The sequence below is a fragment of the Caballeronia sp. INML1 genome, from assembly GCF_023631085.1.
In the GTDB taxonomy this organism is placed as follows: Bacteria; Pseudomonadota; Gammaproteobacteria; order Burkholderiales; family Burkholderiaceae; genus Caballeronia; species Caballeronia turbans.
Genome location: NZ_JALQDT010000061.1, coordinates 75,909 through 89,867, shown reverse-complemented (window position 1 = coordinate 89,867; position 13,959 = coordinate 75,909). Strand labels below are relative to the sequence as shown.

Below are 13,959 nucleotides of genomic sequence, written 5' to 3'. Positions count from 1 at the left end.
CGGGTCATTGCAGCTTCCAGATGTTCGCCGCGATCGTGCCCTGGTCGTTGAACACGTTGAGGATGTCGGGCACATCGGCGATCGGCACGTTGTTCACCATCAGCGCAAACGCGAGCCGGCGTCCGCTCTTCGCGTCGATATAGCCCGCGAGCGCCTGTCCCTTGAGCGTCGTCTGGATCTGGCCGTTCGCCAGCTCGGTGCCGCTCGCGTAAGTGCCCGTTTTCGCGTAGACCTTGCCTTTCGCACCCGCGAGCGTCGGATCGCTTTCGAATGCCGTGGTGCTTGCGAGCGAGCCATCGACGCCGAGGAACGGCAGCGAATCCACATACGCCGGGAAGACCGGACGGCCGTTCATCGCGCGCAACATCGCGATGACCGCGAGCGGCGTCGCCGTCGTCTCGCCGCCGCCGCTGCCGTCGATGAAATGCGTCTGGCTCATCGGCACATTGAACGGCGCGGCCGACAGCTTCGCATTCTCGGCGGCGAGCGCCGCATTGAGCGTGGTCGAGCCGTTGTTCGCAACGCCGAAGAGCATCAGGCTCGTGTCCGCGCCGATGTTATAGCTCACCTTCAAGATCCACTTCGAATATTCGCCGTACGGCTGCGACGTGAGCTGCGCGACGCGCGTATCGGCGGCATACGCGTTCTTCGCGGGCAGCAGTTGCACCGGATTGCTCTCGACGGCGGGCGCGGTGACCGTGACGCCCGCGCGCGCGAGCGCGTCGATGAGCACCGAGCGCGCATAGTTCGACGGCTGCGTGATGCGAAACGTGCGGATCACCGGGAAGCTGGGCACGATCGGCGGCACGTAGTCCGCCGGAATCGAGCCGCTCAGCACGCCGCCGCAGGGCAGCGTGCCGAAGCAGGTGGGATCCGCGGGCGTGACCTTGATCGTCGCGGGCGTGCCTGCCGCGCCCGTCATGAGCGTGGACTGAACGGTGAATGCCGATGACTTCGGCCGGTAATCCACCGGCGACGCCGCCCCCGCGCTGCCCTGACCGATGATCGTATCTACCACGTCGTCGTTCACGAAGATCGGCCGCAAATCGAACTCGCCGCGAAAGTCGAAGGGATCGAAAAGGCGATCGTCAATCACGACTTCGCCGTTGATCTTTTTGATGCCCGATGCCGCCACCTGCGCCGCGAGCGAGTCGTAGCCCGCGAGCGGATCGGGCGCCGTGATCTGCGCGTTGCCGAGACTGTTCGCCTCGTTGTGGTCGAAGTTGGTCCAGGCGAGCGTGCCGTCGGGATTCGTGCGGCCGCCCATCGAGAGATCGCCGCTCGCGACGAGCACGAGGTTGCCATTGAGCGTGCCGCTCGCATCGACCGTACCGAGCCGATACACCGGCGTCTGAAACTGATGCGACGCGCCGTATTGATCGAGCGCGGCGCCGAGCGAAAAGAGCTTGCGCACCGAGGCGACATACACCTGCGCGTTCGAATTCATGTCGTAGACGAGATCGCCCGAGTTCAGGTCGACGACGCGCAGCGCCCACGTCGAGCCCTGATACATGGGCTTTTTCATGATCTGCGTGATGGCGTCGGGGACGGACGTATCAGTGGAATCGGAACCGCCGCATGCGGCGACGGATGCGACGAGCGCGCATGAGAGCGCGAGAGCGGCAGCGCGTGCCGGACTTCCTGAAAGCGGGTACATGACGCGGCTCCGATAAAGGCACATCGCGCTCCACCTGGAGCGAACATCCGATACGTCGGGACTGCTTCACTGCGCTGACAGGAGATGTCGGCGGCCGTCCGCCATTTTGCAGGCGCGGTGTGTGAATTAAATACCGTACACGAGCTGTGTCAAGCGAGGGCTATCGCGAATCGAGTGCGTTAGGCAAGCGCTTTTTGTACGATTTCACGAACGCTTTTCGTCTGCTTGTTGTGACGCGACAACGGAAAAACGTTTGGCGCGGGCTAACATCTTCGGCACCTCATCGCGAAGAAGAGGACATCTGTGAGCATGGCCCACGACGATCTCGATGCATGGAAACGCCGGCGCACGCTGGAACTGGCGTTCGAGCTGGCCGATAGCGGCCGCTATGAAGATTTCACCGACATCGCCTATGCGCTGCAATTCGAGCGCGGCATGGCCACCGCCCAGGCGCTGATCGACGACCCCGATATGCGCCGCGTGCTCAATCAACGCTGCGGCGACGCGCGTGAAAAGCGCGCTCCGCTTTCCGAGTACGAGGCGATCGAAGCGGAACCTGTGCAGGTCGACGAACCGGTCGATGAACCGGTCGCGGAATCATCGAACGATCATGCGCAAATGCCGCAAACCGCCGGCTTCGACCGCGCGCCTTCTTTGCTTCGCCGCGCGCTGGGCTTCGTCTGGCGTTCCGGCAACGCCGGCGATCTCAAATCCGCCGCTTCCTGATCTTTTCAATCGCAGGCCGTGCATGAACGCACGGCTAACGCGCGGTTGCGCCCCTTTTGCGCACGAATGGCGGATTTGCACGACTTTGGCGCCCGCCAAAACCATTACACTTGAGGAAGCTGAACCATAAGCCCGGACTATGCACGCGCGCATCGTCCGGAGTTTGAACTTCGAGGAGGAAACGTTCGTGGCTAATGAGAAGATGCTCGCGCAAATGGCTGAGAAGGATGGTTTCATTGCTGCTCTGGATCAGAGCGGTGGATCGACGCCCGGCGCGCTACGGCAATACGGAATCCCGGATGACGCCTACAGCGGCGACGCCGAAATGTTCAAGCTGATGCATGAAATGCGCGTGCGCATCATGACCGCGCCTTCATTTACGGGCAAGAAGGTAATCGGTGCAATTCTTTTCGAGCGCACAATGGACGGCGAAGCAGAAGGCAAGCCGGTCCCCACGTTCCTGTGGGAAGACCGTGGCATCGTGCCGTTCCTGAAGGTCGACAAGGGCCTCGAAACCGAAGCCGACGGCGTGCAGGTGATGAAGCCGATTCCCGGCCTCGACGATCTGCTCGCGCGCGCCGTGAAGCTCGGCGTGTTCGGCACGAAGATGCGCTCGGTGATCCATCAGGCCGATGAGAAGGGCATCGCGGCGGTGGCGAAGCAGCAGTTCGAGGTGGGCGCGCAGATCATCAAGCACGGCCTCGTGCCGATTCTCGAACCCGAAGTCTCGATCAAGAGCCCGGACAAGAAGGGCGCGGAAAAGATTCTGCGCGACGAATTGCTCAAGGGCCTCGACGCGCTGCCGGAATCGAGCAAGGTGATGATCAAGCTGACCATTCCGGACGAGGCGGATTTCTATCGGCCGCTGATCGAGCATCCGCGTGTCGTGCGTGTCGTCGCGCTGTCGGGCGGCTATACGCGCAGCGACGCGTGCAAGAAGCTCGAGCAGAACCACGGCATGATCGCGAGCTTCTCGCGCGCGCTCATCAACGAGCTGAAGAAGTCGATGAGCGACAGCGAGTTCGACAAGACGCTCGAACAGTCGATTGACGAGATCTACGACGCGTCCGTGAAGAAGGCCTGATTCTTCAGCCCTTATCCTCGTTCGGTCGGCGGCGGCGTTTGCACGACGGGCGCCGCCGCCCGGAAGAGATCCTCGCGCGTGCCGCTTCTCGGCGGATAGATGCGCTCGCCGTTGATCGTGCGCTTCGTCGCCTTCGCCGTCTCGCCCTCGGAGACGAGCAACCTGTCCCAACCTTCCGTATACACCGCGCCCCACGGCCCGAGATCGCAGATGGTCGTGTACCAGTCGATCGATAGCGGCAGCATCTCGAGTCCGAAGAGATCGCAGACGGCGTTGTTGCCCGCGTAACGTCCCATCGGCCGGCCATGCTGGCATGACATCACCGAAGGCCGCGTGCCGTCGATCAGCACGCGCGCGCAATCGCCGGCCGCGAACACGCCCGGCACGCCTTCCGCGCGCAGGAATGAATCGACCGGCACGCGGCCGAGCGGATCGAGCGTGACCGGCAGTTGCGCCGCCAGCGCGTTCGCATGCATGCCGCCGCACCAGACGACCGTCGCGGCCGCGATGCGCTCGCTCGCGGTGCCGTCGTGGAGCGTCACGCTCTGGCCGTCGAGCGATTCGAGCGACACACCGGCACGCGTTTCGACATCGAGCGTCTTCAGTGCGCCTTCGATGACATGCTGTGCGCCGCCCATCGACTGCGCGATCTTCGGCGAGCGATCCGCGAGCACGACGCGCACCTTGTCGCGATCGCCTGCCGCCACGATCTCGCGCAGCCGCGCGGGCAACTCGGCCGCGAGCTCGATGCCCGTCAATCCCGCGCCGACGACGACCGCCGTATAGCGGCCCGGCGTATCGGGCAGTGCGGGCAGCGTCAGCAGATGCGCCTGCAGCTTGCACGCGCCCGCGTAGGTATCGACATCGAACGAGAAGCGGTCGAGGCCGGGAATCGGCGGGCGCACGAGCACGCTGCCCGCCGCGAGAATCAGCCGGTCGTAATCGAGCGATTCGGACGCACCGTCATGCTCGATCGTCACGCGGCGGCTGGCACTGTCGATATGGGTGGCCTTCGCCTGAATCAGCCGCACGCCTGCGGGCCTGAGCACGGTGTCGAGTTGCACGAGCGTCGGGTCGAGCGGCTGCTCGTAGTTGCGCACTCGCACGCTATGAAACGGCTCGGGATTGACGATGGCGACTTCGGCTTCGCCGGTGCAATCGAGTTCATCCAGCTTGCGCGCGGCCGACAACGCGCTCCACAGGCCGGCGAAGCCCGCACCGATCACAAGGATTCGTTTCAAGGTCATTCCCCTGAAGAGACGATCGTTCGTGCTATGCGCCACTTGCGGTGGCCGCTCTGTTCTTCGTTATAGGCGATTCGGAGGTCGTCGGTTCGTGGCGGTTGCATGGATTAGGCGGATTTTCGCCAAAAGTGATTTCGCCGTTTAGGTATTTACCCTAAAACGTGCGATACCTAAACTCTGTTCAACGGTCGCGAGCGTGCCAGCCAACACAGCGCGGAAGCGGCAATTCAAAACTTCCAGGAGGAAGCATCATGAACAAGTTCATCGGTATTGCAGCGGTCGCTCTCGCTTTTGCCGCTCCGGTCGCGTCGTTCGCGCAATCGAATCAGCCTTTGACGCGCGCGGAAGTCCGCGAACAAATCGTGCAACTGGAGAAGGCCGGCTATAACCCAGGCGTGGTCAGCGACTCCAGGTATCCCGCTGATATCCAGGCCGCCGAAGCACGCGTCGCTGCGCAGAACGGCGCCGCGCGGAGCGCATTCGGCGGTGCGGCGGAAGGCTCGGCGCAATCGGGCGCCCACATTAATGCGATCGAGAGTGAGGTTTTCCCGACGTTCGCGCATCACTAAGCAACAAGGGCTCCAACAAAACGCGCCCGCATGAAAGCGGGCGCGTTTTTGCCGTTCAGAGCAGTTCGATTTAAAGCGGAAACCCACCCGCAAAAGCCTCGCGCAAATATCCGATGAAAAGCGCAACCGCGCGCGGCACATGCGGCGCATACGGCCGCACCACGAATAGCTGATCGGCGAACGCGCCGACCGGACGCCACTCCGGTAGCAGCACGACGAGCTTGCCCGCCTGCACGGCGGCTTGCGCGGTGAAATCAGGCAGCAGCGCAATGCCGAGATCGTCGAGCGCGGCATCGCGCAACACTTCGCTGTTATTCGCCGCGAACGGCCCGTTCACCGCGAGCGTATAGGGCCCGGTCGAACTCTTGCGCGAGCCCTTTCTCTGAAACGACCAGATGCTCGACGCCTGCGGGCGCGGATAGACGAGGCAATCGTGCGTGGCGAGGTCGTCCGGTGTCGCGGGCGTGCCGCGCCGCTTCAGATACGCACGCGTCGCCACGATCACCGAATGCGTATCGCACAACTTCCACGCGACATGCGTATCCGGCACCTGCGCGCTATGCCGCACCGCGAGATCGAAGCCTTCGGTCGCGATCGAACTCAGCTTGTCCGAGGCCTCCAGTTGCACGCGCACTTCGGGATGCGCATGCAGAAATCCCGACATGCGCGGCACGAGTTGCTGCCGCGAAAAGGCCATCGGCGCGGTCACGCGGATCAGGCCGCGCGCGATGCCCGCCGTTTCCTTCACGCTCAGGAAACTCGACGCAATGCGCTCGTATTGCTCGCGCGTATCGTCGACGAGCCTTCGGCCCGCCTCCGTGAAGCGCACGCTGCGCGTCGTGCGCGTGACGAGCGGCACGCCTGCCGCGCGCTCCAGCTCCGCGATGCGCTGGCTCATCGCCGCTTTCGATACGTTCAGGCGCGCCGCCGCCGCCGTGTAGCTGCCTTGTTCCGCGAGCACCGTCAACCAGTGCAAATGGGTCCAGAGACCTTCGATCTTTTGCTCGTCCATCAGCCGATTGTTCGCCGATATAAACAATGAGTTCAATCATAGCGTCTTTGCAGCGGACGAGACGCTTCTTACACTGTGTAGAGTGCCAAACCAGTCAGACAGAGGAGTCGAGATGCAAGCGTTCAACGATACGGCCGACGTAGTCCATTACATTCACGGCGAGCGCACGCATGGCTCGGCCACGCGCACGCAGCCGGTGTTCAATCCCGCGACGGGCGAGCGCCCGCGCAAGCTCGTGCTGGGCGAAGCCGCCGATGTCGATGCAGCCGTCGCGAGCGCGAAAGCCGCGTTCCCGGCCTGGCGGGACATGCCGCCGATCCGCCGCGCGCGCGTCATGCTCAAGTTCCTCGAACTCATGAACAAGCATCGCGACGAGCTCGCCGCAATCATCACCGCGGAGCACGGCAAAGTGTTCTCGGATGCCCAGGGCGAAGTGTCGCGCGGCATCGACGTGATCGAATTCGCATGCGGCATTCCGCAACTGCTGAAGGGCGATTACACCGAACAGGTCTCCACCGGCATCGACAACTGGACGACGCGCCAGCCGCTCGGCATCGTCGCGGGCATCACGCCGTTCAACTTCCCGTGCATGGTGCCGTGCTGGATGTTCCCGGTCGCAATCGCGGCGGGCAACGCGTTCATCCTGAAGCCGAGCGAGCGCGATCCGTCGGCGTCGTTGTTCATGGCCGATCTGCTCAAGCAAGCCGGCCTGCCCGACGGCATCTTCAACGTCGTGCAGGGCGACAAGGTCGTCGTCGATGCTTTGCTCACGCATCCGCAAGTGAAGGCGATCAGCTTCGTCGGCTCGACGCCGATCGCGAACTACATCTACGAGACGGGCGCGAAGCACGGCAAGCGCGTGCAGGCGCTTGGCGGCGCGAAGAATCACATGGTCGTGATGCCCGATGCCGATATCGAACAAGCCGTGGATGCCCTGATCGGCGCGGGCTACGGTTCGGCGGGCGAGCGCTGCATGGCGATCTCGGTCGCGGTGCTCGTGGGCGATGTCGCCGACAAGATCGTGCCGAAGCTTGCCGAGCGCGCGAAGCAGCTCAAGATCAGAAACGGCATGGAGTCCGATGCGGAAATGGGCCCGATCGTCACGCGCGCCGCACTGGAGCGCATCGAAGGCTATATCGCGCTTGGCGTGGACGAAGGCGCGAAGCTCGTCGTAGATGGCCGCGGCTACAAGGTTCCGGGCCATGAAGACGGCTTCTTCACGGGCGGCACGCTGTTCGATCACGTCACGCCTGACATGCGCATCTACAAGGAAGAGATCTTCGGCCCCGTGCTCGCATGCGTGCGCGTGAAGGATTTCGGCGAAGCGGTCGATCTCGTCAACGAACACGAGTTCGGCAACGGCGTTGCGTGCTATACGCGCGATGGTCACATCGCTCGTGAGTTCGGGCGACGCATCGAAGTGGGCATGGTCGGCATCAATGTGCCGATTCCGGTGCCGATGGCATGGCACGGGTTCGGCGGCTGGAAGCGCAGTCTCTTCGGCGACATGCACGCGTACGGCGAGGAAGGCGTGCGCTTCTACACGAAGCAGAAGTCGATCATGCAGCGCTGGCCCGAGAGCACGGAGAAGGGCGCGGAATTCGCGATGCCGACCGCGAAGTAAGGCGTCACCCAACGTATGAATATCGCCCGCTTTTTCCCGTGTGGAAGAAGCGGGCGATTGTTTTTGGGGCTTGCGCGGCCGATCTGTTCCCGTGCGTCACAAGTCAAATGAAACGGCGTCGGTTGACCGTGCGGCCGCAAGCGCGGAAGATGCAGCGACAACGACGCGAAGCCCATCGACATGCAGCGGCAATTCGACGATCTTCTTCTCGGCAGCATCGAACTCTTCTGCCTCGCCGCGGAACTCGGCAGCTTCACGCTGGCCGCAACGGCGGCGAGCGTCACGCCCGCCGCGGTGAGCCGCTCTGTCGCGCGGCTGGAAAAACGCCTCGACGTGCGGCTTTTCGTGCGCACGACGCGCCAGATCCGACTGACCGATGCGGGCCGCCGCTACTTCGAGCAATGCCGCGACGCGCTCAATCGTCTTGCGGAAGCGGAGCGCGAGGCCACCGGCCAGCAGACCACGCCGAAGGGCGTGCTGCGCATCAGCATGCCGACGCCTTACGGCCACTATCGCATGCTGCCGTTGCTCGCGGAGTTCAGAAAGCGCTATCCCGAAGTGACCGTCGAGGCGCATCTGAGCAACCGCAACATCGACTTTGCCGACGAAGGTTTCGATCTGGCGATACGCGGCCGCGCGCCACGCGATTCCGGACTGATCGCGCGCAAGCTGGAAGATGCGGAACTCGTCGTCGTGGCATCGCCGGGTTATCTGAAGCGCTCTGGCACGCCCAGGCGCATCGAGGACTTGCTCGAACACGAATGCATTCAGTTCGAGATGCCGAGCACCGGGCGCCCGGTGCCATGGCTCTTCATGCAGAACGGCGACGCGGTAGAGATCACGACAGAAGGGGGCTACGGCACCTCCGGCGATGCGCTCGCGGGCATTCCGCTCGCAGGTCACGGCGCGGGCCTTTTTCAGACCTATCGCTTCACCGTCGAGGAGGAGTTGCGCGCGGGCACGCTGACTGAGGTGCTGCCCGAGTTCGGCGGCTGCAGCAGACCGTTCATCCTGCTGTATCCGCATGGCAGGCATTTGTCGTCGCGCGTGCGGGCTTTCGTGGACTTCGTCGTCGAGAAGCTCGCGACGCGCTGAATCATGCAATGTTTAAAGGATGCATATCCATGAGCAAGAACGCATTGACATCGTTACTCGGCATCGATACGCCGATCATCCAGGCGCCGATGGCAGGCGTGAGCACGCCCGCGCTCGCGGCGGCCGTATCGAATGCGGGCGGGCTCGGCTCGCTCGGCGTCGGCGCGATGAACGCGCAGGGCGCGCGCAAGGTGATCCGCGAGACGCGCGAACTCACCAGCAGGCCGTTCAACATCAACGTCTTCTGTCATGCGCCCGCCAGCGCCGAGCCCGCCGTCGAGAAGGCCTGGACCGAATGGCTCGCGCCTGTGTTCGCGCAATACGGCGCGACGCCGCCCGCGAAGCTGAGCGAGATTTACACGAGCTTCGTCGTCGATGACGCGATGCTCGAAGTTTTCGTCGATGAAAAGCCGGCTATCGTGAGCTTTCACTTCGGCTTGCCGTCGAAGGAATATATCGATGCATTGCGCGGGGCCGGCATCAAACTGATTGCGTCTGCAACTAACGTTCGAGAGGCCCAGCAGCTCGTTACGGCGGGCATGGATGCGATCGTCGCACAGGGCATCGAAGCGGGCGGGCATCGCGGCACCTTCGACCCAGAAGCCTGCGACGACAACCTCGGCACCTTCGCGCTGACGCGCCTTCTTGCAAGCAGGTTCGATGTGCCGGTGATCGCGGCGGGCGGCATCATGGATGGCGCGGGCATCGCGGCTGCGCTGGCGCTCGGCGCGCAGGCGGCGCAGCTCGGCACGGCGTTCGTGCCGTGCACGGAGACGTCGATCGACGAAGGCTATCGTCGCGCGATTCTCAGCGATGCAGCGGACCATACGACATTCACCGCTGCAATCTCGGGCCGCAAGGCGCGCGGCCTCGTCAACAAGTTCACCGAGTTGGGGCGCGGCGCGCATGCACCGGCGGTTCCCGCGTATCCCATCGCCTACGATGCGGGCAAGTCGCTGCACGCGGCCGCTAAAGCGAAAGGCGAATTCGGTTACGGCGCGCAGTGGGCCGGGCAGGCGGCCGCGCTCGTGCGCGAGTTGCCCGCCGCCGAACTGATGGCGCGACTGGAGGCGGAATTGCAGCAAAGCATCGCGGGCCTGCAGCAATACATATCTCGCTGATCGCTTTAATGCTTAGTCGAAACGCTTCGTTGGTCGAGCGTGCTGTCGATGCTTCAATGTTTTCGTCGCATCCACTGCGGCCTGCATCCGACAAACGCATATCAACGGAGTTTTTCGATGTCCGATATCCCCACGCTCGCCGCCGAATCCCCGCTTCAGGCCGTCACGTCGAATGAACCGGTCCAGGTGCGCCCAATCGGCGGGCGCATCGGAGCGGAAGTGCGCGGCGTGACGCTTTCCGCCGATCTCGACGACAACGCGATCGCCGCAATCAACCAGGCGTTGCTCGAACATAAAGTGCTCTTTTTTCGCGGCCAGTCGCATCTCGACGATGCCGCGCAGGAAGCCTTCGCCGCGCGCTTCGGCGAGACCGTCGCGCATCCGACGGTGCCGTCGCTTTCGAACGGCAGCCGCCTGCTCGAACTCGATTCGAAGCACGGCACGCGCGCGAACTCCTGGCATACGGACGTTACCTTCGTCGATGCGTATCCGAAGATCTCGATTCTTCGCGGCGTCGTGATTCCGCCCGCGGGAGGCGATACGGTATGGGCCAACACCGCCGCCGCATACGCGAATCTGCCGCAAGCCCTGCGCGATCTCGCCGACAAGCTGTGGGCGCTGCATTCGAATACCTACGACTATGCCGCGACACGTCACGTGCCCGACACGGAATCCGAGCGCGAGTATCGCAAGCAGTTCACCTCGACGCTCTACGAGACGGAGCATCCGGTCGTGCGCGTGCATCCTGAAACGGGTGAGCGCACCCTCGTGCTGGGGCACTTCGTGCAGCGCTTCATCGGCCTGTCGCAGCGCGATTCGGATCGACTGATCGAACTGTTCCACGACCACGTCACGCGTCTGGAGAACACGGTGCGCTGGCGCTGGACGCAAGGTGACGTCGCCATCTGGGACAACCGCGCGACTCAGCATTACGCGGTGGCCGATTACGGCGACGCGCATCGCGTCGTGCGCCGCGCGACCGTGCATGGCGACGTGCCCGTGGGCATCGACGGGCGCAGGAGCCGCATCGTCAGGCAGGAAACCCGCAGCGTCTGACGCGCCTTATGCACCGGCGATGACGCTTCATCGCCGGCGGTCCACACACTCTCTCATTGCACGATGACACTACGATCCAAGCTCTTCGTCGGCGCGGCGACGTTGTTCGCTGCGCTCATCGGTCCCGCGCATGCCGCCGATCCGGCGGTGGTGCGCATCGGCGTCGCGCAGCAGGGCAGCGGCGATCCGCCGACCTTCGGCGGCTCACCGGCCGCGACCGCGCAGTTGCAGCATCGTGTCGAGGATGCGTTGCGGCCCGAGCAGCTCAAGGTCGAATGGATCTTCTTCAAAGGCGCGGGACCGGCCGTGAACGAAGCGCTCGCGAACAAGCAGATCGATTTCGCGTATCAGGGCGATCTGCCTGCCGTGATCGGCCGCGCGAACGGATTGAAGACGCATCTGCTGGTGGCGTCCAACGTGCGCGCCGGCGTCTATCTCGCCGTGCCGCCCGATTCCGATATCAAGAGCGTGAAGGATCTCAAGGGCAAGCGCGTCGCCATCTTTCGCGGGACGAACCTGCAACTCGTCGCCGATAACGTGCTGAAGCAAAACGGCCTCAGCGAGCGCGATCTGCGCGTGATCAATCTCGATACCGCTGCTGCACAGGCCGCGCTCGCATCGAAGGGCGTCGATGCGGTATTCCTCGACTATTCGCTCTTCAAGCTGCAGCGTCAGGGGCTCGCGAAGATCGTCTATGCATCGCGCGACGACGGCTTGCAGCTCACGCGCCAGGCGCATCTGCTCGTGCTCGACGACTTCGAAAACGCGCATCCCGATACCGTGCAGAAAGTCGTGACCGCGGTCGTTCAGGCGGCGTACTGGTCGTCCGACGAAGCGAACCGCAACGCGCTCTTCGCGCTGTGGTCGAAGAGCGGCATTCCCCCTGAATCGTGGGCTTCGGAGTATGCGAATCAGCCGTTGAAGGATCGCAACTCGCCGCTCATCGACCCGTTCCTCGTCGCGCGCTATCAATCCGTCGCCGACGATGCGCTGCGTTTGAACCTGATCCGCCAGCCCGTCAGCGTGAACGGATGGTTCGAGCCGAAGTATCTCGATCAGGCATTGAAGTCGCTGAAGCTCGAAGCATACTGGCCGCGTTTCGATGCCTCGGGCAAGCCTGCCGGCGAACGTCTCGCGGAGAACAGGTAAATGGCCAACGCCCTGACGCGTGTATTTCTTCCGGCATATCGCGCGCGCAGGACGCTGCCGGGCGATACGTTGCGCTCGATCGGCTGGACTGCGTTGCCGTGGATCGTGCCCATCGCTTTGGCCTTGCTATGGATGACGGGTTCGCGATACGGCTGGATTTCCGCGCAGGTGTTGCCGCCGCCCGCGCTCGTGTTCGAAACGCTCGGCGCGCTCCTGAAGAACGGCGAGCTATGGATCCACGTGTGGGCAAGCATGACGCGTGCCGCCGTGGGCTTCGGCGGTGGCGTGGCGCTCGGCATCTTGCTGGGCGGTTTGCTGGGCCTGTCGCGCACGTTCGAGGCTTACGTGCTGCCGAGCTTCAATGCGATCGTGCAGGTGCCCGTGCTCGGCTGGCTGCCGTTCCTCATGATCGTCGTCGGCATCGGCGAGCCGCTGAAGTATCTGCTGATCGGGCACGCGGCGCTCGTTCCCGTCACGCTGTCCACGTTGCAAGGCTTTCGCGGCACGCCGCGCGCATTGCAGGAAGTCGCGGCGGTGTATCGCTATTCGCGCTGGCAGGTGATTGCGCGCGTGACCTTGCCTTCGGCGATACCCGTCATCGGCACCGGCGTGCGGCTCGCGTTCACGAAGGCGTGGCTGACGCTCGTCGTCGTCGAACTCGTGGCATCGTCGGAAGGGCTTGGTTATCTCATCGTGTACGGACGACAGCTCTTTCAGCTCGATCTCGTGCTGGCCGCGGTTCTGATCGTCGGTGCAATCGGTTATGCGGCGGATCGTCTGCTCAATGTTTTCGAGCGCAGGCTTCAGCGCGGCCGCTCGGTTTGAGGATCAACAGATGTCGACACTGGATTGGGAAGCCGGAACAGTCAAAGGATCGTGGCGCGGGCTCGTGCTGCCGGTCGCCGCGCTCGCGGTGTGGTGGATCGTGTCGCGCGGCGCGCAAGCCGGGCACGGCGTGATGGTTTCGCCCGCACAGGTCTGGGATACCGCCGTCGAGCAGGTTCGAAGCGGCGCGCTCGTGCGGGCGTTGTCCGCATCGCTTGCGCGTGAATTGACAGGGTTCGCGATCGGCACGGGTCTCGGCCTCGCGCTCGGCGCGCTGCTCGGCATCTCGAAGCTCGCGAATCGCGCGATTGCGCCGAGCTTCAACACCTTCAAGCAGGTTTCGCTGTTCGCGTGGATCCCGCTGATTTCCGTCTGGTTCGGTCTGGGCGATGTCGCGAAGGTCGTGTTCCTTTCGCTCGCGGCACTCGTGCCGGTCGTGATGCACACGAGCGATGGCATTCGCGCGGTGCCGGTCAACTGGCTCGATGTGGCGCGGGCATATCGCTATGGCCGGTTGCAGACGCTGGCGTACGTGGTGTTGCCCGCCGCGTTGCCTTCGATCTTCACGGGCGTGTATCTCGCGCTCATCTATTCGTGGCTCGCGACGCTCGGGGCGGAGTATCTGCTCGTCGCGGGCAGCGGGATCGGCAATACGCTTGTCGATGGCAGCGAGCAATTTCGCATGGATCTCGTCGTGTTCGGCGTGATCGTGGTCGGTTTGACGGGGTGGGCGCTGAATGCCTTGGCGCGCGGCGTGCAGCGGCGCTGGTTCGAGACGTCGCGCGCGGCTTGAGGAG

General features: G+C 63.7%; 13 protein-coding genes. 10 read left to right on the top strand and 3 right to left on the bottom strand.

The genetic code is table 11. The features are described 5' to 3' along the window. Nucleotides 1-4: 4 nt before the first annotated feature. Nucleotides 5-1,657: a D-alanyl-D-alanine carboxypeptidase/D-alanyl-D-alanine-endopeptidase gene (locus NCR38_RS24690; RefSeq protein WP_061119171.1), complete on the bottom strand. Its 1,653-nt coding sequence runs from the start codon at nucleotides 1,655-1,657 to the stop codon at nucleotides 5-7. Between the two features lie 309 nt (nucleotides 1,658-1,966). Here NCR38_RS24690 and NCR38_RS24685 point away from each other — a divergent pair, with 309 nt between their 5' ends. Both NCR38_RS24685 and NCR38_RS24680 read left to right on the top strand, forming a co-directional pair. Continuing rightward, a complete protein-coding gene (locus tag NCR38_RS24685; protein ID WP_250477733.1) occupies nucleotides 1,967-2,383 on the top strand; it encodes a hypothetical protein in 417 nt (138 codons plus the stop codon). A gap of 202 nt (nucleotides 2,384-2,585) precedes the next feature. Next, nucleotides 2,586-3,467 (top strand): fructose bisphosphate aldolase, encoded by an 882-nt coding sequence (locus NCR38_RS24680; protein WP_409219306.1) that lies wholly within the window; start codon nucleotides 2,586-2,588, stop codon nucleotides 3,465-3,467. Between the two features lie 11 nt (nucleotides 3,468-3,478). Here the strand turns inward: NCR38_RS24680 and NCR38_RS24675 are convergent, their stop codons facing one another. After that, the gene (locus NCR38_RS24675) at nucleotides 3,479-4,708 is read right to left on the bottom strand and encodes an NAD(P)/FAD-dependent oxidoreductase (protein WP_250477732.1); all 1,230 of its coding nucleotides are present in this window, start codon (nucleotides 4,706-4,708) and stop codon (nucleotides 3,479-3,481) included. 254 nt (nucleotides 4,709-4,962) lie between these two features. Here NCR38_RS24675 and NCR38_RS24670 point away from each other — a divergent pair, with 254 nt between their 5' ends. Further along, a complete protein-coding gene (locus NCR38_RS24670; RefSeq protein WP_250477731.1) occupies nucleotides 4,963-5,280 on the top strand; it encodes a DUF4148 domain-containing protein in 318 nt (105 codons plus the stop codon). A gap of 70 nt (nucleotides 5,281-5,350) precedes the next feature. Here the strand turns inward: NCR38_RS24670 and NCR38_RS24665 are convergent, their stop codons facing one another. Beyond that, a complete protein-coding gene (locus NCR38_RS24665) occupies nucleotides 5,351-6,292 on the bottom strand; it encodes a LysR family transcriptional regulator (RefSeq protein WP_061119167.1) in 942 nt (313 codons plus the stop codon). A 112-nt stretch (nucleotides 6,293-6,404) separates the two neighbouring features. Between NCR38_RS24665 and NCR38_RS24660 the strand changes: the two genes are divergently transcribed. From NCR38_RS24660 to NCR38_RS24630, 7 genes are all read left to right on the top strand, one after another. Then, nucleotides 6,405-7,916: a CoA-acylating methylmalonate-semialdehyde dehydrogenase gene (locus tag NCR38_RS24660; protein ID WP_061119166.1), complete on the top strand. Its 1,512-nt coding sequence runs from the start codon at nucleotides 6,405-6,407 to the stop codon at nucleotides 7,914-7,916. A gap of 180 nt (nucleotides 7,917-8,096) precedes the next feature. After that, complete coding sequence (locus NCR38_RS24655; protein WP_061119165.1) at nucleotides 8,097-9,011, top strand: LysR family transcriptional regulator; 915 nt, start codon at nucleotides 8,097-8,099, stop codon at nucleotides 9,009-9,011. 29 nt (nucleotides 9,012-9,040) lie between these two features. After that, nucleotides 9,041-10,132, top strand: a complete 1,092-nt coding sequence (locus tag NCR38_RS24650) for a nitronate monooxygenase family protein (RefSeq protein WP_061119164.1) — start codon at nucleotides 9,041-9,043, stop codon at nucleotides 10,130-10,132. A gap of 117 nt (nucleotides 10,133-10,249) precedes the next feature. Next, nucleotides 10,250-11,188: a TauD/TfdA family dioxygenase gene (locus NCR38_RS24645; RefSeq protein ID WP_061119163.1), complete on the top strand. Its 939-nt coding sequence runs from the start codon at nucleotides 10,250-10,252 to the stop codon at nucleotides 11,186-11,188. A gap of 63 nt (nucleotides 11,189-11,251) precedes the next feature. Then, nucleotides 11,252-12,337 carry an ABC transporter substrate-binding protein gene (locus NCR38_RS24640; RefSeq protein ID WP_061119162.1) on the top strand — a complete coding sequence of 362 codons (1,086 nt, stop codon included), beginning with the start codon at nucleotides 11,252-11,254 and terminating at the stop codon, nucleotides 12,335-12,337. Next, on the top strand, nucleotides 12,338-13,162 hold the full coding sequence (locus NCR38_RS24635; protein ID WP_061119161.1) for an ABC transporter permease: 825 nt from the start codon (nucleotides 12,338-12,340) through the stop codon (nucleotides 13,160-13,162). Between the two features lie 10 nt (nucleotides 13,163-13,172). Next, nucleotides 13,173-13,955: an ABC transporter permease gene (locus tag NCR38_RS24630; RefSeq protein WP_061119265.1), complete on the top strand. Its 783-nt coding sequence runs from the start codon at nucleotides 13,173-13,175 to the stop codon at nucleotides 13,953-13,955. Nucleotides 13,956-13,959: the final 4 nt, after the last annotated feature.

Coding starts and splice junctions, on each gene's coding strand:
- NCR38_RS24685 (WP_250477733.1), top strand. CDS start 1,967: ATGGCCCACGACGATCTCGATGCATGGAAACGCCGGCGCACGCTGGAA.
- NCR38_RS24650 (WP_061119164.1), top strand. CDS start 9,041: ATGAGCAAGAACGCATTGACATCGTTACTCGGCATCGATACGCCGATC.
- NCR38_RS24630 (WP_061119265.1), top strand. CDS start 13,173: ATGTCGACACTGGATTGGGAAGCCGGAACAGTCAAAGGATCGTGGCGC.
- NCR38_RS24655 (WP_061119165.1), top strand. CDS start 8,097: ATGCAGCGGCAATTCGACGATCTTCTTCTCGGCAGCATCGAACTCTTC.
- NCR38_RS24690 (WP_061119171.1), bottom strand. CDS start 1,657: ATGTACCCGCTTTCAGGAAGTCCGGCACGCGCTGCCGCTCTCGCGCTC.
- NCR38_RS24680 (WP_409219306.1), top strand. CDS start 2,586: ATGCTCGCGCAAATGGCTGAGAAGGATGGTTTCATTGCTGCTCTGGAT.
- NCR38_RS24665 (WP_061119167.1), bottom strand. CDS start 6,292: ATGGACGAGCAAAAGATCGAAGGTCTCTGGACCCATTTGCACTGGTTG.
- NCR38_RS24645 (WP_061119163.1), top strand. CDS start 10,250: ATGTCCGATATCCCCACGCTCGCCGCCGAATCCCCGCTTCAGGCCGTC.
- NCR38_RS24635 (WP_061119161.1), top strand. CDS start 12,338: ATGGCCAACGCCCTGACGCGTGTATTTCTTCCGGCATATCGCGCGCGC.
- NCR38_RS24670 (WP_250477731.1), top strand. CDS start 4,963: ATGAACAAGTTCATCGGTATTGCAGCGGTCGCTCTCGCTTTTGCCGCT.
- NCR38_RS24660 (WP_061119166.1), top strand. CDS start 6,405: ATGCAAGCGTTCAACGATACGGCCGACGTAGTCCATTACATTCACGGC.
- NCR38_RS24640 (WP_061119162.1), top strand. CDS start 11,252: ATGACACTACGATCCAAGCTCTTCGTCGGCGCGGCGACGTTGTTCGCT.